The organism is Kosakonia sp. LAM2021, assembly GCF_016620385.1.
Lineage (GTDB): Bacteria > Pseudomonadota > Gammaproteobacteria > Enterobacterales > Enterobacteriaceae > Kosakonia > Kosakonia sacchari.
The window spans coordinates 1-24,079 of the sequence record NZ_JAENHT010000009.1 but is presented as its reverse complement, the minus strand read 5'-3'; the positions used below and the strand labels follow the sequence as shown (position 1 = coordinate 24,079).

At 53.9% G+C, this 24,079-nt stretch carries 21 protein-coding genes and 2 pseudogenes; 9 read left to right on the top strand and 14 right to left on the bottom strand.

The annotated features are described in order from the left end of the window. Positions 1-42 precede the first annotated feature (42 nt). A complete protein-coding gene (putP, locus tag JKP81_RS17755; protein WP_200552753.1) occupies positions 43-1,551 on the bottom strand; it encodes a sodium/proline symporter PutP in 1,509 nt (502 codons plus the stop codon). A 418-nt stretch (positions 1,552-1,969) separates the two neighbouring features. On the opposite strand from putP, the gene putA reads away from it, so the two are divergent. The 3 genes from putA (at position 1,970) to JKP81_RS17740 (ending at position 7,031) form a co-directional block, all read left to right on the top strand. Then, positions 1,970-5,926 carry a trifunctional transcriptional regulator/proline dehydrogenase/L-glutamate gamma-semialdehyde dehydrogenase gene (gene putA, locus JKP81_RS17750; RefSeq protein ID WP_200552752.1) on the top strand — a complete coding sequence of 1,319 codons (3,957 nt, stop codon included), beginning with the start codon at positions 1,970-1,972 and terminating at the stop codon, positions 5,924-5,926. A gap of 171 nt (positions 5,927-6,097) precedes the next feature. Beyond that, positions 6,098-6,502, top strand: coding sequence for a hypothetical protein (locus JKP81_RS17745; RefSeq protein WP_234455705.1), 405 nt, complete (start codon positions 6,098-6,100; stop codon positions 6,500-6,502). 127 nt (positions 6,503-6,629) lie between these two features. Further along, positions 6,630-7,031: a putative T6SS immunity periplasmic lipoprotein gene (locus JKP81_RS17740; protein WP_200552751.1), complete on the top strand. Its 402-nt coding sequence runs from the start codon at positions 6,630-6,632 to the stop codon at positions 7,029-7,031. A gap of 79 nt (positions 7,032-7,110) precedes the next feature. On the opposite strand, the gene JKP81_RS17735 is transcribed toward JKP81_RS17740, so the two are convergent. From JKP81_RS17735 to JKP81_RS17710, 6 genes are all read right to left on the bottom strand, one after another. Then, positions 7,111-7,713: an SIS domain-containing protein gene (locus tag JKP81_RS17735; protein ID WP_200552750.1), complete on the bottom strand. Its 603-nt coding sequence runs from the start codon at positions 7,711-7,713 to the stop codon at positions 7,111-7,113. Further along, positions 7,710-9,347, bottom strand: a complete 1,638-nt coding sequence (locus tag JKP81_RS17730) for an FGGY-family carbohydrate kinase (RefSeq protein ID WP_200552749.1) — start codon at positions 9,345-9,347, stop codon at positions 7,710-7,712. Before JKP81_RS17730 ends, JKP81_RS17735 begins: the two co-directional genes overlap by 4 nt. A gap of 16 nt (positions 9,348-9,363) precedes the next feature. Then, positions 9,364-10,317, bottom strand: coding sequence for an ABC transporter permease (locus JKP81_RS17725; RefSeq protein WP_200552748.1), 954 nt, complete (start codon positions 10,315-10,317; stop codon positions 9,364-9,366). Between the two features lies 1 nt (position 10,318). Further along, the gene (locus tag JKP81_RS17720) at positions 10,319-11,308 is read right to left on the bottom strand and encodes an ABC transporter permease (protein WP_131413260.1); all 990 of its coding nucleotides are present in this window, start codon (positions 11,306-11,308) and stop codon (positions 10,319-10,321) included. After that, positions 11,301-12,800 carry a sugar ABC transporter ATP-binding protein gene (locus JKP81_RS17715; RefSeq protein WP_200552747.1) on the bottom strand — a complete coding sequence of 500 codons (1,500 nt, stop codon included), beginning with the start codon at positions 12,798-12,800 and terminating at the stop codon, positions 11,301-11,303. The genes JKP81_RS17720 and JKP81_RS17715 overlap by 8 nt, the downstream gene beginning before the upstream one ends. Before the next feature lie 107 nt (positions 12,801-12,907). Further along, positions 12,908-13,891, bottom strand: coding sequence for an autoinducer 2 ABC transporter substrate-binding protein (locus JKP81_RS17710; RefSeq protein WP_017456273.1), 984 nt, complete (start codon positions 13,889-13,891; stop codon positions 12,908-12,910). Between the two features lie 422 nt (positions 13,892-14,313). Between JKP81_RS17710 and JKP81_RS17705 the strand changes: the two genes are divergently transcribed. Together JKP81_RS17705 and JKP81_RS17700 are read left to right on the top strand one after the other, a co-directional pair. Next, complete coding sequence (locus JKP81_RS17705) at positions 14,314-14,865, top strand: nucleotidyltransferase family protein (RefSeq protein WP_200552746.1); 552 nt, start codon at positions 14,314-14,316, stop codon at positions 14,863-14,865. 63 nt (positions 14,866-14,928) lie between these two features. Next, positions 14,929-15,324 carry a lysozyme inhibitor LprI family protein gene (locus tag JKP81_RS17700; RefSeq protein ID WP_200552745.1) on the top strand — a complete coding sequence of 132 codons (396 nt, stop codon included), beginning with the start codon at positions 14,929-14,931 and terminating at the stop codon, positions 15,322-15,324. Here the strand turns inward: JKP81_RS17700 and rutR are convergent. From rutR to JKP81_RS17685, 3 genes are all read right to left on the bottom strand, one after another. Next, positions 15,321-15,959 carry an HTH-type transcriptional regulator RutR gene (rutR, locus tag JKP81_RS17695; RefSeq protein ID WP_200552896.1) on the bottom strand — a complete coding sequence of 213 codons (639 nt, stop codon included), beginning with the start codon at positions 15,957-15,959 and terminating at the stop codon, positions 15,321-15,323. The two genes, JKP81_RS17700 and rutR, sit on opposite strands and share 4 nt — an antisense overlap. A 23-nt stretch (positions 15,960-15,982) precedes the next feature. After that, a complete protein-coding gene (locus tag JKP81_RS17690) occupies positions 15,983-16,903 on the bottom strand; it encodes a DMT family transporter (RefSeq protein WP_200552744.1) in 921 nt (306 codons plus the stop codon). Positions 16,904-17,034: 131 nt separating this feature from the next. Beyond that, positions 17,035-17,211: a general stress protein gene (locus JKP81_RS17685; protein WP_071889987.1), complete on the bottom strand. Its 177-nt coding sequence runs from the start codon at positions 17,209-17,211 to the stop codon at positions 17,035-17,037. A 393-nt stretch (positions 17,212-17,604) separates the two neighbouring features. On the opposite strand from JKP81_RS17685, the gene wrbA reads away from it, so the two are divergent. Together wrbA and JKP81_RS17675 are read left to right on the top strand one after the other, a co-directional pair. Then, positions 17,605-18,201 carry an NAD(P)H:quinone oxidoreductase gene (gene wrbA, locus JKP81_RS17680; RefSeq protein ID WP_200552743.1) on the top strand — a complete coding sequence of 199 codons (597 nt, stop codon included), beginning with the start codon at positions 17,605-17,607 and terminating at the stop codon, positions 18,199-18,201. A 20-nt stretch (positions 18,202-18,221) separates the two neighbouring features. After that, a complete protein-coding gene (locus JKP81_RS17675) occupies positions 18,222-18,449 on the top strand; it encodes a YccJ family protein (protein WP_017456265.1) in 228 nt (75 codons plus the stop codon). Between the two features lie 43 nt (positions 18,450-18,492). On the opposite strand, the gene agp is transcribed toward JKP81_RS17675, so the two are convergent. Then, the gene (agp, locus tag JKP81_RS17670; RefSeq protein WP_200552742.1) at positions 18,493-19,731 is read right to left on the bottom strand and encodes a bifunctional glucose-1-phosphatase/inositol phosphatase; all 1,239 of its coding nucleotides are present in this window, start codon (positions 19,729-19,731) and stop codon (positions 18,493-18,495) included. A 152-nt stretch (positions 19,732-19,883) separates the two neighbouring features. Between agp and JKP81_RS17665 the strand changes: the two genes are divergently transcribed. Both JKP81_RS17665 and JKP81_RS17660 read left to right on the top strand, forming a co-directional pair. Beyond that, positions 19,884-20,330, top strand: coding sequence for a helix-turn-helix domain-containing protein (locus JKP81_RS17665; protein WP_200552741.1), 447 nt, complete (start codon positions 19,884-19,886; stop codon positions 20,328-20,330). A gap of 133 nt (positions 20,331-20,463) precedes the next feature. Continuing rightward, complete coding sequence (locus JKP81_RS17660) at positions 20,464-21,246, top strand: SDR family oxidoreductase (protein WP_200552740.1); 783 nt, start codon at positions 20,464-20,466, stop codon at positions 21,244-21,246. Here the strand turns inward: JKP81_RS17660 and JKP81_RS23640 are convergent. The 3 genes and pseudogenes from JKP81_RS23640 to JKP81_RS17645 form a co-directional block, all read right to left on the bottom strand. Further along, positions 21,243-21,535, bottom strand: a pseudogene (locus tag JKP81_RS23640) (winged helix-turn-helix transcriptional regulator). The gene JKP81_RS17660 and the pseudogene JKP81_RS23640 sit on opposite strands and share 4 nt — an antisense overlap. Positions 21,536-21,715: 180 nt before the next feature. Next, positions 21,716-22,450 (bottom strand): YnfC family lipoprotein, encoded by a 735-nt coding sequence (locus tag JKP81_RS17650; RefSeq protein WP_234455704.1) that lies wholly within the window; start codon positions 22,448-22,450, stop codon positions 21,716-21,718. Positions 22,451-22,700: 250 nt separating this feature from the next. Further along, positions 22,701-23,960: pseudogene (locus tag JKP81_RS17645) on the bottom strand (GGDEF domain-containing protein); the annotation flags it as partial. Positions 23,961-24,079: the final 119 nt, after the last annotated feature.

The window sequence follows — 24,079 nt, the reverse complement described above, 5'->3', positions numbered from 1 at the left end:
AATAAAAAAACCCGCCGCAGCGGGTTTTCCATAAGAGGTAATTTATTCAGCCTGTAAACGCGATGGCGGCGCAGAGCGGTAATGCGCATCAGCCTCGGCAAAACGTTGCTGCATCTGCGCGGAAGGCGCTTTGCCCAGCAGGCTAAACACCACAATACCGATACTGCCGAAAACAAAGCCCGGAATGATTTCATACAGATCCAGCCAGGCGTAGTGTTTCCAGACAATCACCGTCACCGCACCGATGATCATCCCCGCCAGCGCACCATTACGCGTCATGCGTGACCACATCACCGAGAACAGCACCACCGGGCCAAACGCCGCCCCGAAGCCCGCCCAGGCGTAGCTCACCAGGCCGAGCACGCGGTTTTCCGGGTTCGCCGCCAGCGCAATCGCCACCAGCGCCACCAGCAACACCATCGCACGGCCAACCCATACCAGCTCGCGCTGGCTTGCGCCTTTGCGCAAAAACGCTTTGTAGAAATCTTCGGTAATCGCGCTGGAGCACACCAGCAACTGGCAGCTCAACGTCGACATCACGGCGGCAAGGATCGCCGACAGCAGCACTCCGGCAATCCACGGGTTGAACAGAACTTGCGCCAGCTCGATAAACACACGCTCGGCGTTCTGGTTAACCGCACCGGCTGCCGACGGGTTGTTATTGAAATAGGCGATGCCGAAAAAGCCCACCGCCACCGCGCCCGCCAGACACAGGATCATCCACGTCATACTGATGCGACGCGCATGAACAATGGTGTGATGGGAATCCGCCGCCATAAAACGCGCCAGAATATGTGGCTGGCCGAAATAACCCAGCCCCCAGCCCATCAGCGAAACGATGGCGACGAAGTTCAAGCCTTTCAGCATATCGACGTTTTCAATGCTTTTTTGCTTGATCACGTCCAGCGAATCACCAAAACCGCCGACGGAAATAATGACAATCACCGGCGTCAGGATCAGCGCGAAAATCATCAGGCTGGCCTGTACCGTGTCGGTCCAGCTTATCGCCAGGAAACCGCCAATAAAGGTGTAAATGATCGTGGCAGCGGCACCGGCCCACAGAGCGGTTTCGTAACTCATGCCGAAGGTGCTTTCAAACAGACGCGCGCCCGCGACAATACCGGAAGCACAATAAATGGTGAAAAACAGCAGAATCACCACCGCCGAGATAATCCGCAGCAGGCGGCTGTTATCTTCAAAACGGCCGGTGAAATAGTCCGGCAAGGTCAGCGCGTTATTGTTCACTTCGGTGTGGACACGCAAACGTCCGGCCACCAGTTTCCAGTTAATCCAGGCGCCCAGCGTCAGGCCAATGGCGATCCAGCTTTCAGAGATACCTGAGATAAAAATCGCGCCCGGCAGCCCCATCAGCAGCCAGCCGCTCATATCCGATGCCCCCGCCGACAGCGCAGTGACCAGCGGCCCAAGGCTGCGACCGCCCAGAATATAGTCATCAAAGTTTTTCGTCGAACGCCAGGCGACGAAACCGATAAGTATCATGCCAAAGATATAAACGAGAAAAGTCACCAGCATCGGTGTGCTTATTGCCATTAAAAAGTCTCCAGGATTCTTCGTCGGCAAATACTGCTTGCCGCTTTTTTCCAGCACCGGAACGAGGCGCTGGGGCGTTTAGATTATTTGAAGCGCCCGTATCCTGCCGGATGCCTCACTTATTCACAATTGATTTAACACAGCATTTACATCAAATTCATCCCGGCTCTGATAACAATTTCCTATAGGTTGTACTCTGTCACACTTTTAAAGGTTGCACCTTTAAAAAGTGTTATCTGCCGCATAAAACCTGCTTTGCCAGCGAATTGTTCAGCACCTTTAGCAATTACCAGCCGTTAACATTTCATTCATTTCTTACCTTGCCAGCCAGGTCACATTTAACAAGGTTGCACAAAGTTGCAACATGATGGATATTTCAGCCTGAACTGCAAAACAACGTAAAAAACAGGAGCAAAGCATGGGCACCACCACCATGGGGGTCAAGCTTGATGACGCAACACGCGAAAGGATCAAAGCCGCTGCGGCGACCATCGACCGCACGCCGCACTGGCTGATTAAACAAGCCATCTTCAATTTTCTGGAAAAGCTGGAAAACAACGAAGGCCTGCCGGAACTGGCGACCGCATCCGCCAGCGCGCAGGAAGAGGAAAGTGCCGTTGTGGTTGATGACAGCCACCAGCCGTTTCTTGATTTTGCCGAGCAGATCCTGCCGCAGTCCGTTTCCCGCGCCGCGATCACCGGCGCATGGCGCTGGGCGGAAACCGATGCAGTGCCCATGTTGCTGGAACAAGCCCGCCTGCCGCAGCCGGTGGCGGAAAATGCCCATAAGCTGGCTTATCAGCTAGCGGAAAAACTGCGTAACCAGAAAACCGCCTCCGGCCGCGCTGGCATGGTGCAAAGCCTGTTACAGGAGTTTTCCCTCTCCTCGCAGGAAGGCGTGGCGCTGATGTGTCTAGCCGAAGCGTTACTGCGTATTCCCGACAAAGCCACCCGCGATGCGCTGATCCGCGACAAAATCAGCAACGGTAACTGGCAGTCACACATTGGGCGCAGCCCGTCGCTGTTCGTCAATGCCGCCACCTGGGGGCTGTTGTTTACTGGCCGTCTGGTCTCCACGCATAACGAAGCCAATCTCTCGCATTCGCTGAATCGTATTATTGGTAAAAGTGGCGAGCCGCTGATCCGTAAAGGCGTGGATATGGCGATGCGCCTGATGGGCGAACAGTTCGTTACCGGCGAAACAATCGCCGAAGCGCTGGCTAACGCGCGCAAACTGGAAGAGAAAGGTTTCCGCTACTCCTACGACATGCTCGGCGAAGCGGCGCTTACCGCGGCCGATGCGCAGGCGTATATGGTGTCGTACCAGCAGGCGATCCACGCCATTGGCAAAGCCTCAAACGGGCGTGGCATTTATGAAGGGCCCGGAATTTCGATTAAATTATCCGCCCTGCACCCGCGCTACAGCCGTGCGCAATACGACCGCGTAATGGACGAACTCTATCCACGCCTGAAATCCCTCACCTTGCTGGCGCGCCAGTATGACATCGGCATTAACATTGACGCCGAAGAGGCTGATCGTCTGGAAATTTCCCTCGATCTGCTGGAAAAGCTTTGTTTCGAGCCGGAACTGGCAGGCTGGAATGGTATCGGTTTTGTTATTCAGGCCTACCAGAAGCGCTGCCCGTTTGTTATCGATTATCTTGTTGATCTGGCAACACGCAGCCGCCGCCGTCTGATGATCCGCCTGGTTAAAGGCGCTTACTGGGACAGCGAAATTAAACGCGCGCAAATGGAAGGGCTGGAGGGTTACCCGGTTTATACCCGCAAGGTGTACACCGATGTTTCGTACCTCGCCTGCGCGAAAAAATTGCTCGCGGTGCCGAACCTCATCTATCCGCAATTCGCCACCCACAACGCCCATACGCTGGCGGCTATCTACCAGCTTGCCGGGCAGAACTACTATCCGGGACAGTACGAATTCCAGTGCCTGCACGGCATGGGCGAACCGTTGTATGAGCAAGTTGTGGGTAAAGTGGCCGATGGCAAACTGAACCGCCCTTGCCGCATTTATGCGCCGGTCGGCACCCACGAAACACTGCTGGCGTATCTGGTGCGCCGTCTGCTGGAAAACGGCGCGAATACCTCGTTCGTCAACCGCATCGCCGACAACACGCTGCCGCTGGACGCGCTGGTTGCCGATCCGGTGAGCGAAGTGGAAAAAATCGCCACCCAGGAAGGTCAGGTTGGCTTGCCACACCCGAAAATCGCCCTGCCCCGCGCGCTGTATGGCGAAGGCCGAATCAATGCCGCGGGCCTGGATCTGGCGAACGAACACCGGCTGGCCTCGCTCTCCTCCTCGCTGCTCGCCAGCGCGGCGCAGAAATGGTACGCCCGCCCGACGCTGGAACAGGTGGTCATGGACGGCGAACCCGTCGCGGTGATTAACCCTGCCGAACCGAAAGACACCGTTGGCTATGTGGTGGAAGCCAGCGAAGCGCAGGTTAACCAGGCGCTGGAAAACGCCGTTAATCACGCACCAATCTGGTTTGCCACACCGCCGCAGGAGCGCGCCGCCATTCTTCAGCGCGCCGCAGTGCTGATGGAAGATCAAATGCAGTCGCTGATTGGCATTCTGGTGCGTGAAGCGGGTAAAACCTTCAGCAATGCCATTGCCGAAGTGCGCGAAGCGGTCGATTTCCTGCGCTACTACGCAGGCCAGGTGAGTGCGGATTTCGATAACGAAACGCACCGCCCGCTGGGGCCGGTAGTCTGTATCAGCCCGTGGAACTTCCCGCTGGCGATTTTCACCGGCCAGATTGCCGCAGCGTTAGCGGCGGGCAACAGCGTGCTGGCAAAACCTGCCGAGCAGACTCCGCTGATTGCCGCTCAGGGCGTGGCCATCTTACTGGAAGCCGGTGTCCCGGCGGGTGTTTTACAGTTACTGCCAGGGCGCGGCGAAACCGTAGGCGCGCAGCTGACCGCCGATCCGCGCGTGCGCGGCGTGATGTTTACCGGCTCCACCGACGTGGCAACGCTGCTGCAACGCAGTATCGCCACGCGCCTCGATGCCCAGGGTCGCCCGACGCCGCTTATCGCCGAAACCGGCGGGATGAACGCGATGATAGTCGACTCCTCCGCGCTTACCGAACAGGTGGTTATCGATGTGCTGGCCTCCGCGTTTGATAGCGCAGGCCAGCGCTGTTCAGCCCTGCGCGTGCTCTGCTTGCAGGATGACATTGCCGATCACACGCTGACCATGTTGCGCGGCGCGATGGCGGAGTGTCGCATGGGTAACCCAGGCCGACTGACCACCGATATCGGCCCGGTGATCGACGCCGAAGCGAAAGCGAATATCGACAAACATATTCAGGCCATGCAGGCCAAAGGGCGCAAGGTGTACCAGGCGGTGCGTGAAAACAGCGAAGATGCGCGCGAATGGCGCACCGGCACCTTTGTTGCGCCGACGCTTATCGAACTGGAAAGCTTTGACGAGCTGAAAAAAGAGGTCTTCGGCCCGGTGCTGCACGTTGTTCGTTATCACCGTAACCAGTTGGATCAGTTAATCGCGCAGATTAACGCCTCCGGCTATGGCTTGACGCTCGGCGTTCATACCCGTATCGATGAAACCATCGCCCAGGTCACCGGCAATGCCCATGTCGGTAACTTGTATGTGAACCGCAATATGGTGGGCGCGGTGGTAGGTGTGCAGCCATTTGGCGGTGAAGGGTTGTCCGGCACCGGGCCGAAAGCCGGCGGGCCGCTCTATCTTTACCGCCTGTTAGGTAGCCGACCGGAAAACGCGGTGCAGAAAACGCTGGCCCGTCACGACGCGCAATATCCGCTGGATGCGCAGTTGAAAGCATCACTCCTGCAGCCGCTGGACGCATTAAGCGCATGGGCAAAAGATCGTCCGGCGCTGCAACAACTGTGCGCCCATTTTGGCGAACTGGCGCAAACCGGGACACAACGCCTGCTGCAAGGCCCGACCGGCGAGCGCAACAGCTGGACGCTGGTACCGCGCGAGCGGGTGCTCTGTGTGGCGGATAACGAGCAGGACACGCTGGTGCAACTGGCGGCAGTCATCGCTTGCGGTAGCCAACTGCTGTGGCCGGACGACACGTTGCACCGCGATATGGCAAAACAGTTGCCGGAAAGCGTCAGCAAACGTATTCAGTTTGCCAAAGCCGATGCGTTAATGGCGCAGACGTTTGATGCGGTGATTTTCCACGGTGATTCCGATCAACTGGTAGCGCTGTGCGAAAACGTCGCCGCACGCAATGGCGCGATTGTGTCGGTTCAGGGCTTTGCACGCGGCGAAACCAACATCCTGCTCGAACGCCTGTGGGTGGAACGCTCGTTGAGTGTCAACACCGCCGCTGCCGGTGGCAACGCCAGCTTGATGACGATTGGCTGAAGCAGGGTAACTGGATAATCCAAAGCCTCGCGTTGCGGGGCTTTATTTTTATAAGTGAGGAAATAGAACTATTGATATGAGTCAGCACAATCATAACGCGTTCATTGACAGTTCATTTAACCGGGAGTAGAAAAATCTGAAGCCAAATTTATAGATAAAAAGGAGATCGAGGTGGCAACCGGGAAAGACACATTTAGACCACTCACCGCTGGCGAAATCAGAATGGCCCGTATTCTTTTCAAAGATACGATCAATTATGGTTCAGTAAGAATTTATAAGGGTAGCTATTTCCCTTTTAATCTTCAAGACCAGGATACTGCGGTCACGCCGAATGGAAACATGTACTGGCCAGAGCCCGTTTTTAAAGAAGATTTTTCAGCGGAAAGCTCGTCTGATAAAAATTGGTTCATACATGAATTTGCCCATATTTGGCAACATCAGATGGGAATGAGTGTCAGAATTAGAGGGCTGATTAGTAAGTACGTAAGATATACATACTCCCTGCCTAAAGAAAAAACGCTGGCGACTATCCGATGGAGCAACAAGCTAACATTATTGCTGATTATTTTACCCTGATTACCGCGGGTTATAATGTCTGGAAAGGCGTTACTGATTTTCAAGGGATTCATGGACCGGACTTGCTCGCGAAGTACCAAAATACGCTACAGTATTTTCTGGCTTCGCCTACGGATAAAAGGAGTTTATGGAAATGAAATGGTATATACCGATTATCTTAACGCCACTTTTTGCCGGCTGCGTGGGTGAAAACACCTCATTTCGCATTGCTGATGTCACGAAAAAAGATAATAAAGTTTGTGTCTCAGTAAAAGACGACCCCACAATTGAACAGGGTCAGGCAAAATTACTTCGGCTGACCCTGTCGACACGCGATAGTAACAGGAAAATGCAGGAAATTTGGCAGGCGGATCATTTTGATAACCCGACCTATATCGTTAACCCCGGCCAATGCCTTCCGGTCAATTACCATTTTGAGCAAGACAAAGAATATAACATCACTATCATAACGGCATACTCCGCCGAGAATGTGGATTCAAAACGCATCTGGCTAAAGAATTTCAAGCTGAATAATCTGACAGTGAAGTAATTTATCTATGTGACTAAATCAATATAAATAATATAAGGTCCGCGTTTTTTATTTTACTGAGCATGCAACAAAAAGCGCCTTACGGCGCTTTTTTTCTGAGCGACAATCCAACATCCCCGCCGGGATGTACCGACAGTAGCGTCTCTTTTGAATAACCACTTTCGCTCATCAGGCAGGCGCAGGCGGCATCGAAAATCGCCAGTGTCAGCACGATGGAAGTGGTCGCCAGCATATTAAGTGGATCAATTTCGCGCTGCACGCCGGTGGAAATTACCAGCCGCGCGGCCTGAGCGATAGCGGAACCCGGGTTTTCCGTCACGCTAATCAGCGGCACGCCCTTTTGCGCAAGCCCCGGCAGTAGCCGCGTTAGCTCATCGGAATTCCCGCCGCGCGACAGCATAATCACCAGATCATTGGTGTCGAGAAACCCCAAATCACCGTGCGCGGCATCCGTGGCATTCAGATAGATAGCCGGACGCTCGACGCACGCCAGCATATGGGCAATCTTGCGTGCCGCAATGCCGGATGTCCCCACGCCGGTGACCGCAATCTTGCCGCGACAACCGCGCAGTTCCGCCATTAACCCATTCCACAACGCATCGTTAAGATGGTGGCTCAGCGCCGCCATCTCTTCGCTATAGACTTGCCAGGCGCCGCAGGCCTGGCGCCAGCTGTCGCTCATGCCTCCTCCTGCATCAGTTGGCGGTATTTCATGTGATCCTGGTACATCTCATGAAAGACGGTGTATTTACGATCGTAATACTGCTTGATGCGGTTGGTTTGCGGCGTCACCGTCTTGCCGATGCGGCTCATCGCCGACATCGCTTCCGGGAAAGTGTCAAACACGCCCGCCGCCACGGTGCCCATCATTGCGCCGCCGAGCAGCATCGCCTCGCTCTCTTCCGGCAGCAACATCGCGCAGCCGGTGGCATTTGCATGTTCCTGCACAAAGATCGGGTTTTTGGTGCCCCCGCCGCTCGCCATTACCGTGTCAATGCTGTAGCCGCTCTGGTTCATGGTTTCAATAATATGCCGCGTACCGAGGGCAATCGCCTGAATGGTCGCCAGATAATGCAGCGCCATATCCTCCGGCGTACGCGAGAGTTTCAGCCCGCTGATCACGCCGGTTAATGTCGGGTTGGCGCGCGGCGAACGGTTACCGTGGAAGTACGGCAGAATGTGAATATCACGCGTTAAAAACGCGATATTTTCCGGCTCGCCCGCCATCTTGCGTAGCAGCGCATTCAGCACTTCATAGATGGTTTGCCCCTGCGCTTTTGCCTGAGCCAGCAGCGTTTCGTAGCACGGATGGGACTGGATCATATGGTCGATGAGCGCCCCGGTCGCTGACTGCCCGCCCTCGTTCAGCCAGTAGCCTGGCAGCACCGCCGAGAAGTAAGGTCCCCACACGCCGCCGATAAAGCGCGCCTGCGGAGAAATCGCCATATGGCCGGTAGATGTACCACCAATCAGCGCGATGCGCCGATCAAAATCCGCCATTTCCCCCGAAGGCCCGCTGGCGCCGAGCGTTCCCAGCGTGCCTGCGTGGGCATCGATAATCGATACGCTGACCGCCGTGCCGGGCATCAACCCCATTTCTGTCGCCGCACGCTGCGTCAGCCCGCGCCCCAGCGGCTCGCCCATGGTTTTCACATAGCGGCCAATTTTCTCTGCGTCGTGCTCCAGCAAATCTTCAAGACCAATCTGGCGGAAATAACTGGTGTCCCACTTATCCTCATGGCCCATATATGTCCACTTACACACCGTGGAGCAAAGGGAACGGGTGTCATCGCCCGTCGCCCGCCAGGTGAGAAAATCCGGCAGGTCGAAGTAATACCCGGCGTTAGCCCATGTGTTCGGCATGTGCTGTTTTAACCACAGCAGTTTTGGCGTTTGCATCTCCGGCGAGATGATCCCGCCCACGTAATCCAGCACCCGGTGGTGCGTGGCGTTGATACGGTTCGCCTGCGTGATGGCGCGGTGATCCATCCACACGATAATGTTCTGCTCACTGCGCCCGGAAGGGCTAATGGTCAGCGGGTTGCCCTCTTTGTCGAGCACCACCAGCGAACAAGTCGCGTCAAAACCGAGGCCTTTAACCTGAATCGGGTTAATGTCTGCCTGGTTGACCGCATCACGTACCGCGTTGCACACCGCCTGCCAGATATTGTCGGAAGATTGCTCCACAAAGTCGGCCTGCGGGCGGTAAATCTCAATCGCCCTGCTCGCCTGGCTGACCATTCTGCCGGTCAGATCAAAGACGCCTGCACGTGCGCTGCCGGTGCCAACATCTACACCAATAAAGTAGCTCGCCATTCTTTTTCTCCCGCTCTCAGGCTTTTCGATTTTGTAATGCGATAAAGAGGATCAGCACCGCGCCCCAGAGCGCCATCGTCAGATAACTGCTGATACCCAACAAATTAAAGCCACTCTCCAGCATCTGCAGCACTACCAGCGCCAGCACCAACCCCAGCACGCGGCCAAAACCGCCGTCCGGGTTAATGCCGCCCAGCACCGACGCCAGAATGGTCACCAGAAGATAAGACTCACCGTAGCCCGCTTTCGCCGAATTGAACTTCGCCATCATCAAAATAGCGGCCGCCCAACCCAACAGCGCGGAAATGATATAGACCGAAATCTGTACGCGTACGGTATTCACACCGCTGTAGCGCGTGGCCTGCTCGTTTGAGCCAACCAGATAGAGACTGCGCCCAAGCGTCGTGTGTTCGAGTAACACCCACAGCAGCAGCGCAACGAGAATAAACAGCAACAGCGCGACCGGGATGCCAAGCAGTGTGGCATTGCCAAGGAACTGAATAGCCGCCGGAAAACCGGAAATGACCGTGCCATTTGAGAACAGAATATTCAGCCCGGAGATCAGCGTCATAGTGCCGAGTGTCGCCAGAATCGGCGAAACACCAATCCACGCCACCAGCGCACCGTTCAGCGCGCCAATCGCCACCGCCACCAGCAGCCCGGCGAGTAACGCCAGCGCCAGGAACAGCGGGTTATCCGGGTGGCTGACAATTACTGCCGCCATCACCAGCGAACAGGCGTTCGCACCGGCAATGATCGACAAATTAATGCCGCCAGTCAGCATGGTGATGCCCATGCCCAGCGCCAGCATGCCCAGAATCGGCAACTGCGAACCAATCGACTGGAAGTTAGCGACGCTGAAAAAACGGCTGCCGAGCAGCGCCGAGAAAACCAGCGCCACGACGATGATAATCACGCATTGCAAGCGGATGATGGCATCACCGGGCAGAATTCGGACGATGGATTTCATCTTATAACTCCCTCGCAAGTTTGCGTTTTTCGTTCCACGCGGTGGCGCTAATGCTCACCAGAATAATCGCGCCGCTAAACACCGTGTGCCAGTAAGAGGAGACACTCAGCAGCGTTAAGCCGTTCTGCAGGAAAGCCAGCAACACAACGCCCAGTAGCGTGCCGGTCAGCGTTCCGCGACCGCCGGACATGCTGGTGCCGCCAAGTACCACCGCCGCCAGTACCGTCAGCTCAAAGCCGAGCAGCGAGTTGGGCGCGACAGACTGGGTAATTTGCGCCTGCACCACCGCCGCAACACCCGCGAGGATGCCCATGAAACCGTAGACGTAGAAGTGCAGCTTCAGCAGGTTCAACCCGAGGCGTGACGCCGCATCGCGGTTGCCGCCCATGGCATAAATCTGGCGGCCCAGCCGGGTGTAGTTCATTAACACGGCGGTCAGAATAATGGTCGCGCCCAGACACAGCAGCGGCAGCGTCAGTCCATAGTCGTAACCATCGGCGGCGGTGAACGAGAACCAGTTGATGCCGTTCATAAACCAGTCCGGGAAACCGTACAGCCACGTCCCTTTGGTGGCATACACCAGCAGGCCGTAATAAACATTCAGCGTGGCGATGGTAATGATGATGGCAGGCACGCGCAGCCAGTAGACCAGGAAGCCATTGACAAGGCCAAGCAGCAGCCCAACCGCCATCGAAAGCCCCAACGCCAGCGCGAAATTACCGCCGTGAGCTATCACCCAACTGGCCATCGCGTATTGGGCAATGGCGGTCATCGCCGGAAACGAAATGTCGATGCCGCCGGAAATCAGCACCACAAACAGCCCACAGGCCAGGATCCCGAGAATGGCGTAACTGGTGGCGACATCCGTCAGGTTGCCGAGGGAGAGAAACTCATCGGTACGTACGCTGAGAAAAATCGCCAGCGCGATAACCAACAACCCCAGCCAGAATTCATGTTGCCCGACAAGGCGGGAAAAGGACGCGTTACGCATTGACCACCTCGGCAATTTCCTGCTCTGTGCAACGGTGCGGATTAAACTCGGCCACCAGTTCTCCCTGACGCATCACCAGCACGCGGTGGCTGTTGTAATAAGCCTCCGGGATTTCGTCACAAATCATCAGCACCGCCATCCCCTGCTCCGCCAGCTGGCGGGCAATCTGGTAGATCCCCTCTTTGTTGGCGATGTCCACGCCAACCGTGGGCGAATCCAGGATTAGAATGCGCGGCTGCGTAGCCACCCATTTGGCGATGGCGATACGCTGCGCATTGCCGCCGGAGAGCGTTTTCACCGGTAATTGTGTATCGGAGACTTTGATATTCAGCTCGCGGATGAGATCGGCCACCAGTTGCCCGGCTTTAGCGTGATCAAGCAACCCGCTGCGCGTGTGCAGCTTGTCGAACACCGTGACGATGGTGTTGTCATAAATCGACTGTTCCATGATGAGCCCCTGCGTCAGCCGGTCTTCTGACACATAACCAATGCCGTGGCGAATCGCGTCATGGTTGTTACGCAGTTTCACCGGCGTGCCATTGATGCGGATCTCGCCATCCTCCGGTTTGGTCATACCAAACAAGCTCATGCACAGTTCGGTACGCCCGGCGCCTAAAAGCCCGACAATCGACACGATTTCGCCGCTGCGCAGCGCCAGATTGATATCGCGATATTTGCCTTTACGGCTAAGATGGCGCAGCTCCAGCATGGGTAATTGATCCACCGGTGGTTTTTCCGGCAGCGGGCTATAGTGAAAACGTTGGCCGGTCATCAGATAGGCCAGCTCGTGGCTATCCAGTTCGCTTGCCGGCCAGGTACCAATCAATTTGCCGTCGCGCATCACGCTGATACGATCGGCCACTTCCATCACTTCATCCAGACGGTGACTGACAAACACCACGCAAATGCCGGCGGCTTTCAGTTCATTGACCACGCGCAGCAAGCCATTCACTTCCTGGCGGGTGAGCGACGCGGTGGGTTCATCCATAATCACCAGCCGGGCATCGGCAGCAATCGCGCGGCAAATCGCCACCAACTGGCGGTCGGCAATAGAGAGTTTTTCTACTTTTTTATCCGGATCGAGGCGCACGCCAATGCGATCCATGGCCGCCAGCGCTTGTGTTCGCATCGCGTTACGACGCACCCAGATATCGCCACCGGGAAGGTAGCGGTGAATGGCGATATTTTCCGCCACGCTAAAATTAGGAAACAGTGACAGATCCTGGTAGATAACCTGAATCCCATAGTGCGCTGAAAGTTGCGGCGTGAGCTGGTGAAAAAGCTTGCCGTCGAGCGCGATGTTAGCGCCCTTTTCCGGGTGATAAACACCGGAGATAACTTTGATGATGGTGCTCTTTCCGCAGCCGTTTTGCCCCGCCAGACAGTGAACTTCGCCTTTCTCCAGCGTTAAATTCACATTATCCAGCGCCAGCACGCCCGGGAATCGCTTGCTGATATTCTCAAGAGTGATAAATGCGGTGGTGTCGGTCATCGACAATACCTCTGCCAGCGCCCGGGGTGGGCGCGAGGTTAAAATCTGCGGCGGAAGAGGCCGGCCTGACGGCCGGCATTCCGGTTCCCTGGTGTGGCCTGAAAGGCTCAGAAACCGAGTGATTGTGCGTTATCTTTGGTCACTTCGAGGATCTTATTAAAACGGATCACTTTCTTATTCATATCAACATCGGCTTTGCCCAACCCATCGATAGTCAGATCGGGCGTCACTTCTTTTCCTTGCAACAACTGGTCGGCGACGGTCACCAGTGCGAAACCGGCGTCACGCGGATCCCACAGCAGCGCTTTTTTGATGTCGCCACGCATCAGATACGGCGCGGCCTGGCCTGGCATTGCGATGCCTACAACCGCCAGTTTGTCTTTTGCGCGTTTCTTCTGCACGGCTTGCCCGGCGCCAATCGGCCCCAGCGAACCAAAGCCAATTACCCCTTTCATTTGCGGGTAGGTTTTCATTAAATCGAGGGTGGTAGCGTAGGATTTGTCGATGCTCTCGGCGACCGGCAATCGCGAGGTCACTTCGAACATATCCGGGTATTTCTCTTTTTGATATTTGATCGCGTAGTCAGCCCAGGCGTTGTGCAGCGGCACCGTCAGCGAGCCGACATAAATGGCGTAACCGCCTTTACCGCCCATATCTTTTGCCAGTTCATCGACGTTGGCCTGCGCATATTTTTCGCTGTCGATGGTTTCAATGTCCCACTGACCAATTTGCTGGTCCGGCGATTCATGCGTCAGTACCACAATGCCTTTGTCACGGGCTTTTTTCAGCACCGGCTCCAGCACCTTCGCATCGTTCGGCACCACGATGATGGCGTTGACGTTTTTGGCGATCAGATCTTCAATCACTTTCACTTGCTGCGCCGGATCCGGCGTTGATGGCCCGGTCTGGTACGCATTAACGTCCAGTTTTTTCGCCGCTTCATTGACCCCGGTTTCCATGCGGTTAAACCATGGAATACCGGTAACCTTGGCAACCACCGCGATCTCATATTTTTGTGCCGCAAACGCCTGGCCGGAAACCATGCTGGCAGAAATGAGGGCTGCGCTGAGTAATGCGAGTTTGAATTTCATAGTTGTACCTTTCTTGAGGACAGAGGAAAGTCGCGGAAGGGAGGTTAGCAACGAAGGGAAGAGGCAAAACACTGCTAATTTTAAAAATGTGATATACGCCCAAACAAGTTAAATTTACGATCTATTATTGTTAATTTTAAGTTAAATATACACGAAGCTTCTCCAATAACAGCGCAAGCAGTGTTAAATTTAACCTATAAATAAACATATAATTAACAATACGTTTTCATTTTCGGCTTTGTGGCCGATGTTTTTACATGGCAAAACCGCCTCTCAGCCGCCAGAAGTTTTTAAAAATGAGAACTGAAACGAGCAAGGCAACAACACCAACAGCAAAACTTTCAGTGTAAAACGGTACTCGCCCGCCAACAGAGGCGATAACCTTGTACTCCTTGAGGCTTAACGAATAACGGAGTGTAACAATGCGCTATGCGGCTGAGCTGGAAGCACTGCTTCGCGCCGATTCACAGCGAATGGCGGCCCTGGCAATGGTGCAGGCAACCCACGAAGGGTGCTGGATTGGCGCCGGGTTTATACGCGATGCCGTTTGGGATGAGTTACACGGCTTTACGCCGCGCCCGCACGCCGGGGATGTGGATGTTATCTGGCGTGAGCCTGCGGACACGCGCGCTGAACGCGATGCAGAGCTGGAAGCACAGTTGCGCCAGCGCTCGGGCGATATTGCCTGGTCGGTCAAAAATCAGGCGCGCATGCACACGCGTAATGGCGATGCACCGTACGCCTCGCTTGATGAAGCCCTCTGGCACTGGCCCGAAACGGCGACAGCCGTAGCGGTACGTTTAGATAAAAACGATTGCCTTGCGATTATCGCCCCTTTTGGGCTGGCGGATTTATTCAGCTTGCGTCTGCAACCGACACCCCGTTTTCAACATGAGAAGCGGCACCTGTTCAACCAGCGGGTTGATGAAAAAGGCTGGCTGACACGCTACCCAAAACTCCAGCTGTGCGGGTGACTTTCGCGAAAGGCTATGTTAATAAAAGCGCAGGTTCAACACCTTGCGAAATAAGGGGAAGTGATGAAAACGCGTATGCTGGCGCTGGCGGCGCTGTTACTCAGCGGCCCGGCACTGGCCGATGAGTGCGATAACGCCTCCACACAATCTCAGCTCAACAGCTGCACTGCCGGCCAATACCAGGCCGCGGATAAGAAACTTAATCAAACCTTCCAGGCCGCACTTAAACGTGCGACGCCGCCGCAAGCGGCGATGCTGAAAAAAGCGCAGCAGAGCTGGATTACCCTGCGCGACAGCGACTGCGCGTTTGTCAGTTCTGGCGTGGAGGGCGGCAGCGCCCAGCCGATGGTGCAAAACCAGTGCCTGGCAGATAAAACCAATGAGCGTGAAGCCTGGCTGGCATCGCTGCTGCAGTGTGGCGAAGGTGACCTGAGCTGCCCATTACCGCCGGGCCATTAACGCACGCGGATGCCTTCGATGATCATGTGCTGAACGTTTTCCACCGCGCGCTGAAAGAAAGCCTCATCCTGCAAGGTCGATCCGGTGACCGCTTCCACCTGGGTGGCGAAATCGGCGTAATGCTGCGTTGAGGCCCAAATCATAAAGATAAGATGATGCGGGTCGACAGCAGCGAGTTTGCCGCTGGCTACCCAGCCCGCAATAATTGCCGATTTATCGTCAATCAACGCTTTCAGACTGCCGGTCAGCTCCGCTTTCAGCAGCGGCGCGCCCTGGAGCATCTCCTGGCAAAACAGTTTGGATGCCTGCGGATGATCGCGCGAAACTTCCATCTTTAAACGGATGTACTCGCGAATGGCCGCCAGCGGTGCGAAATCCTCGCGAAACGCTTTCAGCGGCGCTAACCAGATATCAAGGATCTGGCGCAATACGGCGATATAAAGCGCCTCTTTCGACGGGTAGTAATAGAGCAAATTTGTCTTCGATACCCCCGCCAGCTCCGCTACCTGTTCGAGGCGCGCGCCATGAAAACCAAGCCGGGAAAAGAGATCTAATGCTGCCGTTAAAATCGCCTGCCGTTTCTCGCTCGCCGCGCGCTTGCGTTTGCCCGCGCCGCTCGCTGCATCCTGTGCCATCATCCACTCCTTATCCTTCACCATCACGACTCCTGCTCAGCCTCAGTTGCTGCGGCGGCAGAAGATGTTTTTCTCTTTTTCAGCTTCAGTTCACTCACCAGCACGCCAAGCACAATAAACGCGCCGCCCAAAAGTGCTAACAGCGGTAACCGCTCACCGGCAATGCGGCCAAAAATCCCGGCCCACACTGGCTCACCAGTATAAATAACCGTGGCGCGTGTTGGCGACACGCTGCGCTGCGCCCAGTTCATTACCACCTGGATAATGGCGCTAAAAATACCCAATCCCAGCGCGACCAGTAACAAACCCGTCGTCAGTGGCGGTATGGCTTCCCCGGCGGGCACCATAGCGGCAAAAGAGACCAGCGATGCGGTGAGCAACTGCACTACCGTCACCCGGCGAACATTGACTTTTCCGGCCCAGGCGCTGATCAGGATAATCTCGGCGGCAATCGCCAGCGCGCTGGCAAGCGTGATGATTTCCCCCTCCCCCAGCGCCAGCAGGTTCCCCTCCGGCCCGGCGAGAAACAACAATCCGGTAAACGCCAGCGCAATGCCGACACAGGACATTACCCCCGGCAATCGTCCCAGACACAGCCACTGTAATAACGGCACCAGGGGCACATACATGGCAGTAATAAAGGCGGATTTGCTGCTGGAAATAGACTGAAGCCCCCAGGTTTGCAAACTGTAACCCAGCGCGATGGCAACGCCGATGACAACTCCCGCCTTCACTTCAAGCCAGGTTAAGCCACGCAGAATAGTCACAGAAAGCATACTCACCGCCAGCGCGGCAGTAGCAAAGCGCAGACCAACGAAGAAAAACGGACCGCTCATCGTTACGGCGTATTGCACGGCAAGAAATGTGCCACCCCAGAACATGGTGATCAGGATCAGCAGCGCTTCCTGAGGTTTTACGGAGAAGGCGTAACGGGAGAGAGACATATCACAACCGACAACAGAGAAAAAACGCTAGTGTGCGTTGGCATTGCAGACGGTGCAAGAATAAAAAAACCGCCGGGTCTCCCCGGCGGCGGGCGTGGTTGACAACCGGTCAGGGCTGTCAGCCGCCATTGCTAGCTGCTACTGCGGCTACCATGGCTATTTTTGCCCCCTTTTTTACCGGCTTCTGAGGCACGCTGGGGATCGTTTTTGAAATTCCCCCCGCTCTGCTGGCCACCTTTACGGCCTGCTGCTGATGCTCTTTCACGGTCTTCAGCAAAGTTACCTGATCCACCACGATGGTTTGCCATGCTTACCTCCAGATGAGTGAAATATCAGACATCATACTGCGTTCAGTAAAAGAGGATTCTTTCACCGCACGGTGCAAAGGCAGTGCCTTTATCTGCGCCGTGTGGAACTAAGCTTAGTGGAAGGAAAGCATTCAGCCAGTGAATGGTAATATTCTGCAACAGCTTCGGTTGCCAACGGCCATCCTTCCCTAAGCGAAACCGATAACTTCCTCTTAACTCGCAAAAAATTCGTCGCGCTTATCTGTGACAAATTGTAAGCGCCAGGGTTTTGCTTTTTAAATTGTTATTTATCAAACAAATGGCGCTCAAATTTGCACTCTGGCCATCACGTCATACGCTTAAAAAGAACGCAGCGATCTGCTGCCGGAAATCATCAAATCAGGAGTGATGCAAATGGCCAAAGTATTGGTGCTTTATTATTCAATGTATGGACATATTGAAACGATGGCGCATGCCGTTGCCGAAGGTGCGCAAAAAGTGAATGGCGCGGAGGTTGTCATCAAGCGCGTACCGGAAACCATGCCGGCAGAATTATTTTTGAAATCAGGTGGTAAGACGCAAAACGCGCCGGTCGCCACACCGCAAGAGTTGGCTGAGTACGACGCCATCATTTTTGGTACACCAACGCGCTTCGGCAATATGTCCGGACAGATGCGAACGTTCCTTGATCAGACAGGTGGGTTGTGGGCCTCAGGCGCATTGTACGGCAAGCTGGCGAGCGTCTTCAGCTCCACCGGCACCGGCGGCGGCCAGGAGCATACAATCTCGTCAACCTGGACTACGCTTGCACATCATGGGATGGTGATTGTGCCTATTGGCTACGCTGCGCAGGAGTTGTTCGATATTTCGCAGGTTCGCGGAGGCACACCTTATGGCGCAACAACTATTGCCGGTGCCGACGGTTCCCGCCAGCCCAGTAATGAAGAGCTGGCAATTGCCCGTTATCAGGGCGAATACGTTGCGGGCCTTGCAGTAAAACTCAACGGTTAACCTTCTACAGGAGGAGACAGATGCCAACTCAAGAAGCAAAAGCCCATCGCGTGGGTGAATGGGCCAGTTTACGGAATACGTCGCCGGAAATTGCCGAGGCGATCTTTGAACTCGCCGATTATGACGAAAAGCTGGCAGAAAAAATCTGGGAGGAAGGCAGCGATGAGGTATTGCTGCGCGCCTTTGAAAAAACCGATAAAGATTCGCTTTTCTGGGGCGAACAAACCATAGAGCGGCAGAACGTGTAGCATCCTGCTCCCTCGCTGTCGCGGGGGAGCTTTTTCGTTTCGCTTATTTCGCCGCGTCGCGCATCACCGCGTTGAACTTATCAATCGGACAGAACCCTTCTCCATCTACCGGGCAACCTTTTAAGGCCAGCGTCACTCGATGTGCCGGGGATTTCAGGGTTAATGCTTCGGCATTACGCAACTGGTCGCGGCTCTGATAAACATATTCAATCTTCATCAGATCGCGATTACCCGCAGTGTCATGCCAGCGCTGGAAAACTATCTTTCCGCCAATCGGTGTGCGTTCGTTCTGGTCATGCAACTGATAAGGTTTGAAATCGAGCGCCGTGAGCAATGAAGCGATGTTGGAGTCATGCCCCACCAGCAGGGTGAGTTTCGGCGCTCGTCCAGCCTCTTCCACCAGCGTTTTGTCGATGTATTTCACCAGCGGTTTGGCCACGTTACGCGCCACTTCCGGCGAGGTGAACAACGTATCCTGGTAGCTATTTTTCAGCTTCGACAAAATGTTCCATTGCTGATCAGTTTTGATTTCGCCCCACGCAACCTGCTCCATCGGGAACCCTTCGTAGTACTGCAAGGTGAACGCGTCCACCAGCGAGTTCCCCACTTTCAGTGGCCCGGAAACACCCGGCTCTTGCTGATATTTCGCGCTGAAGGTATCAGTGCTATCTGCCAATGAGCATTGTTGTTTCTCTTTACAGGCCGGGGATTGATGATAGCGGGTAATTTTTTCCAGCAGTTTATAGCTCTCTGCCAGCGCATAGTGCTGGCGCTGAGTTTCCATGGCTTTCACCGCCTGCTGGCCGAAAGCGGCTGAGTCATCCGTGATCACCGGATTAAAGGTCGGATCCATTGTGCCCATCTTTTCCTGATGATGTACCGGAACATCACAACCAGGAAACGCGCCATTGATAAAGAACTGCGCCGTCGCGACAGTGCGTTGCAAGCTGTTAGCCCAGGCATAAACGCTTTCTGGCGCCGGGCACTCTCCCGTCGCAATGAGTTTCTGCTCAGCAAGCCACTCGCGCATATAGTGCCCCATATACACTTCCAGCACGCCGCCTTTGGTGGTCAGCTCTCCGCCGGGTACATCCCACTGCGGCCATTTGTTGGGCGTGGATTGTTCCAGCACGCTGCCATTATTCGCCAACGGTGCGCGTAAGTTATGACGGCTCATGATCAACACTTGTTGTAACTGATAACCCTGTGGTGCCGTTTGCGCCATCGCGGCGGGAAGTGCCATGGTTGCGGCAATCGCGCTAAGCCAAAAAACCGTTTTCATTGTGTTTTCCTTATTTTTCTACCCGAAATTAGATTGTGACACATTCATGACAACTCACTCGCCCAAGATCCCCGGAGTGTGCACTGGCGCAAAAAGCAGTGTGAAGCTGCGTAACGTGGTTTTATAATTAAACTATTAACCGGAGAATCGTAATGAAACGTACCCGCTTTGAAGAGACTTTCTGCCCAGTTGCTCGTTCACTAAATATTATTGGTGACTGGTGGTCCTTGCTGATTGTGCGTGATGCATTAGCAGGCGTTACGCGATTTGGTGAATTTCAGAAAAACCTGGGTATTGCCAAAAACATGCTGACGGCACGTCTTAAGCTCCTGGTGGATGAAGGTATTTTGCGCACGCAACCCGCCTCTGATGGCAGCGCCTGGCAGGAATATGTGTTGACAGAAAAAGGCCGCGCCCTGCAAACGGTGCTGGTCGCGCTCTCGCAATGGGGGCAAGAATGGTTGTTTGACCGGGGGGAACCCGCCAGCGTACTGGTCGATAGCCATACACATCGCCCACTACAAAAACTGGCTTTGCGCGCCGAGGATGGTCGTGAGTTGCAGCCAGAGGATGTGCAACTGCGTACTGCCAAAATCTGACAATTCAGCCAGTTACCTCTAACGATTATAAAACCGCACTTTTTGCTGCTTTATTTGGTTGCATTATAAAACCAAATATCAGAAGCTGGATTTAGTTTTATAATAAAACCATTTAATATCGAGGTAAGAAAAAATGACAACTGCACTGATTACCGGCGCCTCTTCAGGGATTGGCGCCATCTATGCCGACCGTCTTGCAGCCCGCGGTTACGACTTGCTACTGGTTGCGCGTCGCGGCGATCGTTTAAACACACTTGCCGATGATTTGCAGCATCGCCATGGCGTAAAAATTAGCACGCTGGTTGCCGATCTCAGCACGGTTGAGGGCATCCAGCAGGTTGAAACGGTCTTGCGTGACGATACGACGATAAGTCTGCTGGTGAATAATGCCGGTGCAGCAAATCTTGCTCCTATCCTCAGCAGCAGTGCCGATCAACATGAAGCCATCAATACGCTGAATACGACAGCGCTGATGCGTCTGACGCTGGCGGCGTTGCCGCGTTTTGTGGAAAACGATCAGGGAACCATCATTAATATTGCGTCAGTCGTTGCTTTCCATGCTCGTGCGGGTAGCGCGGTTTATAGCGCGACAAAAGCGTGGGTGCTTAATTTCACCCGTGGTTTGCAGGAAGAATTCGCCGGGAGCAATATTCGCATTCAGGCCGTGCTGCCAGCCGCTACCGCGACTGAAATTTGGGGGCATTCCGGAATAACACTTGATGCGCTACCGGAAGGCTCGGTAATGACCAGCGAAGATTTGGTTGATGCGGCGCTGGCAGGGCTCGACCAGGGAGAGCTGGTCACGGTTCCGCCAGTCGAAGATTTACAGCTGTGGGATAACTGGGAAGCGGCACGGCTGGCGCTGTTTAGCGCTTCGCGCAATGGCAAACCTGCCTCACGTTACTCCCGCGCTTAACGTTTTAACTTATCACCGTGGTTACGCATCCACTCGGCCAGCGGATCTAACGCACCACGCAAGGTTAACCCCAACGGTTGTGATGCAATATTCGACGCGCGGCGGAACTTCCGGATAACCCTGCCGGGAGACCCGCCCGCGCTGCTCAAACAACCGCAACTCGCGGATCAGCGCCTTTTGCGCCATCGGTAAAACGGCGCTGCAACCCACTAAAGCGCACCGCCGTATTCAACACAATCAACCGGAACAAAACAGGGATTTGAGCGGCGCTGTACAGGAGGCACTGCAAAGTAAAATCAAAGGTCTGCCGCCGCCAGGAAGAATGGGAACACCGATGGCGCAGGTGAAGGCCGCGCTGATTCTTGCGTCGGATGGATTCGCTTAAGTGGTCGGCACGGAATTACTGGTCGACGGCAGTACCGGTAGTTTGTAAGCAAAGTAGAACCAAACAGCGGCTTCATTTTATTACTCAGTAAAAACTCGCGCGGGTGGCGACCGTCATATGCGTCAACGCATTTCCGGAATTTGCCGGGGTGACTTTTACGTGGCAAAGGACAGGAACTTGCCTTTCGTCGTACTGGCATTCACTCACCGCTGTGAAATTAAACCGGGCATCAAGAGCAGATTCGTTGACCATCGTATAATCGAGCGGTTTATTGACGCTATTAGGGTAGCGAATGCTGGTTGAGGAGGCGACGAGATCGCCTGAGTAATATTGCACCTTTTTGATATTGCCATCAGTGTCGTAGAAGTGATCGGTAATTTTAAGTGTCCGCAGCATTGTCTCACCCAGCAAGCCTTGCGCATTGGTCTTGTAATCGAGATGCCCGTCACTGTCATCGCGGCTCGTTAAATTACATTTTTCATCCAGCCCAAAAGCGACAGGTTGGCCATTAAATGTCCCTTTTAATGCCTTTCCTTCTTTCACCAAGTTCATATGGCTGTTATCGGACTTATCATTGCGACGTAACGTCTGTACGCAGCCCTCTGCGGATAACGCCACGTGGAGCGTATAAACTTCGTTACCTTTATCGTCGGTACCCACGGAATCGATAGTTTTGACAGGGCCTTTGACCGGGTTGAAATCGAGCAGTGTCGACAGATTTAACAGTACCGGAATATAGGTTTGCTGCGCGCAGGCTGCCGTGGTGGTGAACCCTGGCGTCAGAGCCAACAAATAAGAGCAAATTTTCACTTCTGCCATCCTTTGACATAAAGTGAAAAGAGTAACAAATGCGGATAATTCAGCAAGACCAAACAGAGGAAAGTCTTAGGACGAACCAAGTCAGTTTGGCTTAAATGCGGTTAATTCGGCCATGCATACTGATGATCGCTAAAAACAAAGCTGTTTCAGCCACAGCATTATAGGTTAAATACGACTTTGCCCTTTCACAAACTGTCAAAAAAGATCGCTATGGCTAAATCTGATATAGCGCTGATTTTATCCAGACAGTTCAATCTGGCGCCTTCCATAATTCAACGCGATTACGCCCCTTATTTTTGGCAATATAAAGCGCCTCATCAGCAACCTGTATCAAGCGTTCATAATCAGGATGCCCACTAAACATTGCCGCGCCAATAGAAAGGGACAAGGCAATATTTTCACCTGACGGGGAAATAACATTGGTTTTCTCAACACGCCCGCGGATGCGCTCAGCAATACGCAAAGTATCAAACTCCGTCGCCTCGGTTAAAATAATGACAAACTCATCACCGCCGTAACGGAAAACATAATCACTACTGCGAACATTGTCATAAAAAGCGCTGGAGACTTTACGTAAAATCTCATCGCCAGTATGGTGCCCCCATGTATCGTTAATTTGTTTAAATTTATCAACATCAATAATTAATACCGACAACGGTGTGTTCATACGCTTGGCATGGGCAATTTCGCGTTTAAATATGGTGGGCAAAAAGCGTCGATTAAGGAGTTTTGTCAGCACATCCATTCCCACTTCATGCCGGGAAACCTCCTCAAAAAGCTCACGCAACATCGTAATAATCTGCGAAACGGTGTTTCTGATCTGAATAAGAAATTTAACACGAAGCGTTCTGTTACTTAAGGCTCTTGGTGTATTGCGCGTATTACGAAAAACTTCATCGAGATCCTGGATGAGGCGAGAGATATGCCCAACTTCGGCGATACCACTAAAGTAATGACGGCCTTTATGGTTGAACCACAGACCAAAGTCAGACTGGCTGAGGGACAGACTGTTACCGAGATCTGCATCCATAATGATTTTGTAGATAAGGTCAATTTCCCAGCTTAATAGCGCGGCGCTCTGGCGCTCTTTCTCTTCCTCCGCATTCTCCAGCAAGGAGAAAATGCGGTAATTCTCATCCTCCTTCGCTGAGTTGTGTTCCGTAAAGGTAAAAGCCCGCGACATCACTTCCATAGCCAGATCAATACTGTTAATGGCGTAATGGTAAACTTCAAGCTTGTCTGCTGCCTCTTGAGTTGAGGAATTGATAACGGGGAAAAGTATTTTTTTAAGAACCCGAAAGCCCATTTCAACGATTTCAACCGAAATACCAATGCGTGCATGGATCGAAGCAACATGCTGCTGAATTGCAATAACCTTATCTATATCAGAGACCTGGCAAGTCAATACATCGATAATCCACTTTTCCAAAGCGCTTTTAAGATGTCTTTCTACCTGTTCATTGGAAAGGAACTCCTCAGCATGAGGGTCGGTAAGCACAATGCGGTAGAATGAATCGCCACGGATAATCTAGACACTTCCGAGCCGTTGATAATACTGGTTTTCATATTCTGTCGGTGACATCTGTTCGCTAGAACCATGCCGACGCTTACTGTTATAAAACATTTCGA

Excerpts from the sequence above, each read along its gene's own strand:
- putP (WP_200552753.1), bottom strand. The coding sequence starts at position 1,551 with ATGGCAATAAGCACACCGATGCTGGTGACTTTTCTCGTTTATATCTTT.
- putA (WP_200552752.1), top strand. The coding sequence starts at position 1,970 with ATGGGCACCACCACCATGGGGGTCAAGCTTGATGACGCAACACGCGAA.
- JKP81_RS17740 (WP_200552751.1), top strand. The coding sequence starts at position 6,630 with ATGGAAATGAAATGGTATATACCGATTATCTTAACGCCACTTTTTGCC.
- JKP81_RS17735 (WP_200552750.1), bottom strand. The coding sequence starts at position 7,713 with ATGAGCGACAGCTGGCGCCAGGCCTGCGGCGCCTGGCAAGTCTATAGC.
- JKP81_RS17730 (WP_200552749.1), bottom strand. The coding sequence starts at position 9,347 with ATGGCGAGCTACTTTATTGGTGTAGATGTTGGCACCGGCAGCGCACGT.
- JKP81_RS17725 (WP_200552748.1), bottom strand. The coding sequence starts at position 10,317 with ATGAAATCCATCGTCCGAATTCTGCCCGGTGATGCCATCATCCGCTTG.
- JKP81_RS17720 (WP_131413260.1), bottom strand. The coding sequence starts at position 11,308 with ATGCGTAACGCGTCCTTTTCCCGCCTTGTCGGGCAACATGAATTCTGG.
- JKP81_RS17715 (WP_200552747.1), bottom strand. The coding sequence starts at position 12,800 with ATGACCGACACCACCGCATTTATCACTCTTGAGAATATCAGCAAGCGA.
- JKP81_RS17710 (WP_017456273.1), bottom strand. The coding sequence starts at position 13,891 with ATGAAATTCAAACTCGCATTACTCAGCGCAGCCCTCATTTCTGCCAGC.
- JKP81_RS17705 (WP_200552746.1), top strand. The coding sequence starts at position 14,314 with ATGCGCTATGCGGCTGAGCTGGAAGCACTGCTTCGCGCCGATTCACAG.
- JKP81_RS17700 (WP_200552745.1), top strand. The coding sequence starts at position 14,929 with ATGAAAACGCGTATGCTGGCGCTGGCGGCGCTGTTACTCAGCGGCCCG.
- rutR (WP_200552896.1), bottom strand. The coding sequence starts at position 15,959 with ATGGCACAGGATGCAGCGAGCGGCGCGGGCAAACGCAAGCGCGCGGCG.
- JKP81_RS17690 (WP_200552744.1), bottom strand. The coding sequence starts at position 16,903 with ATGTCTCTCTCCCGTTACGCCTTCTCCGTAAAACCTCAGGAAGCGCTG.
- JKP81_RS17685 (WP_071889987.1), bottom strand. The coding sequence starts at position 17,211 with ATGGCAAACCATCGTGGTGGATCAGGTAACTTTGCTGAAGACCGTGAA.
- wrbA (WP_200552743.1), top strand. The coding sequence starts at position 17,605 with ATGGCCAAAGTATTGGTGCTTTATTATTCAATGTATGGACATATTGAA.
- JKP81_RS17675 (WP_017456265.1), top strand. The coding sequence starts at position 18,222 with ATGCCAACTCAAGAAGCAAAAGCCCATCGCGTGGGTGAATGGGCCAGT.
- agp (WP_200552742.1), bottom strand. The coding sequence starts at position 19,731 with ATGAAAACGGTTTTTTGGCTTAGCGCGATTGCCGCAACCATGGCACTT.
- JKP81_RS17665 (WP_200552741.1), top strand. The coding sequence starts at position 19,884 with ATGAAACGTACCCGCTTTGAAGAGACTTTCTGCCCAGTTGCTCGTTCA.
- JKP81_RS17660 (WP_200552740.1), top strand. The coding sequence starts at position 20,464 with ATGACAACTGCACTGATTACCGGCGCCTCTTCAGGGATTGGCGCCATC.
- JKP81_RS17650 (WP_234455704.1), bottom strand. The coding sequence starts at position 22,450 with ATGGCAGAAGTGAAAATTTGCTCTTATTTGTTGGCTCTGACGCCAGGG.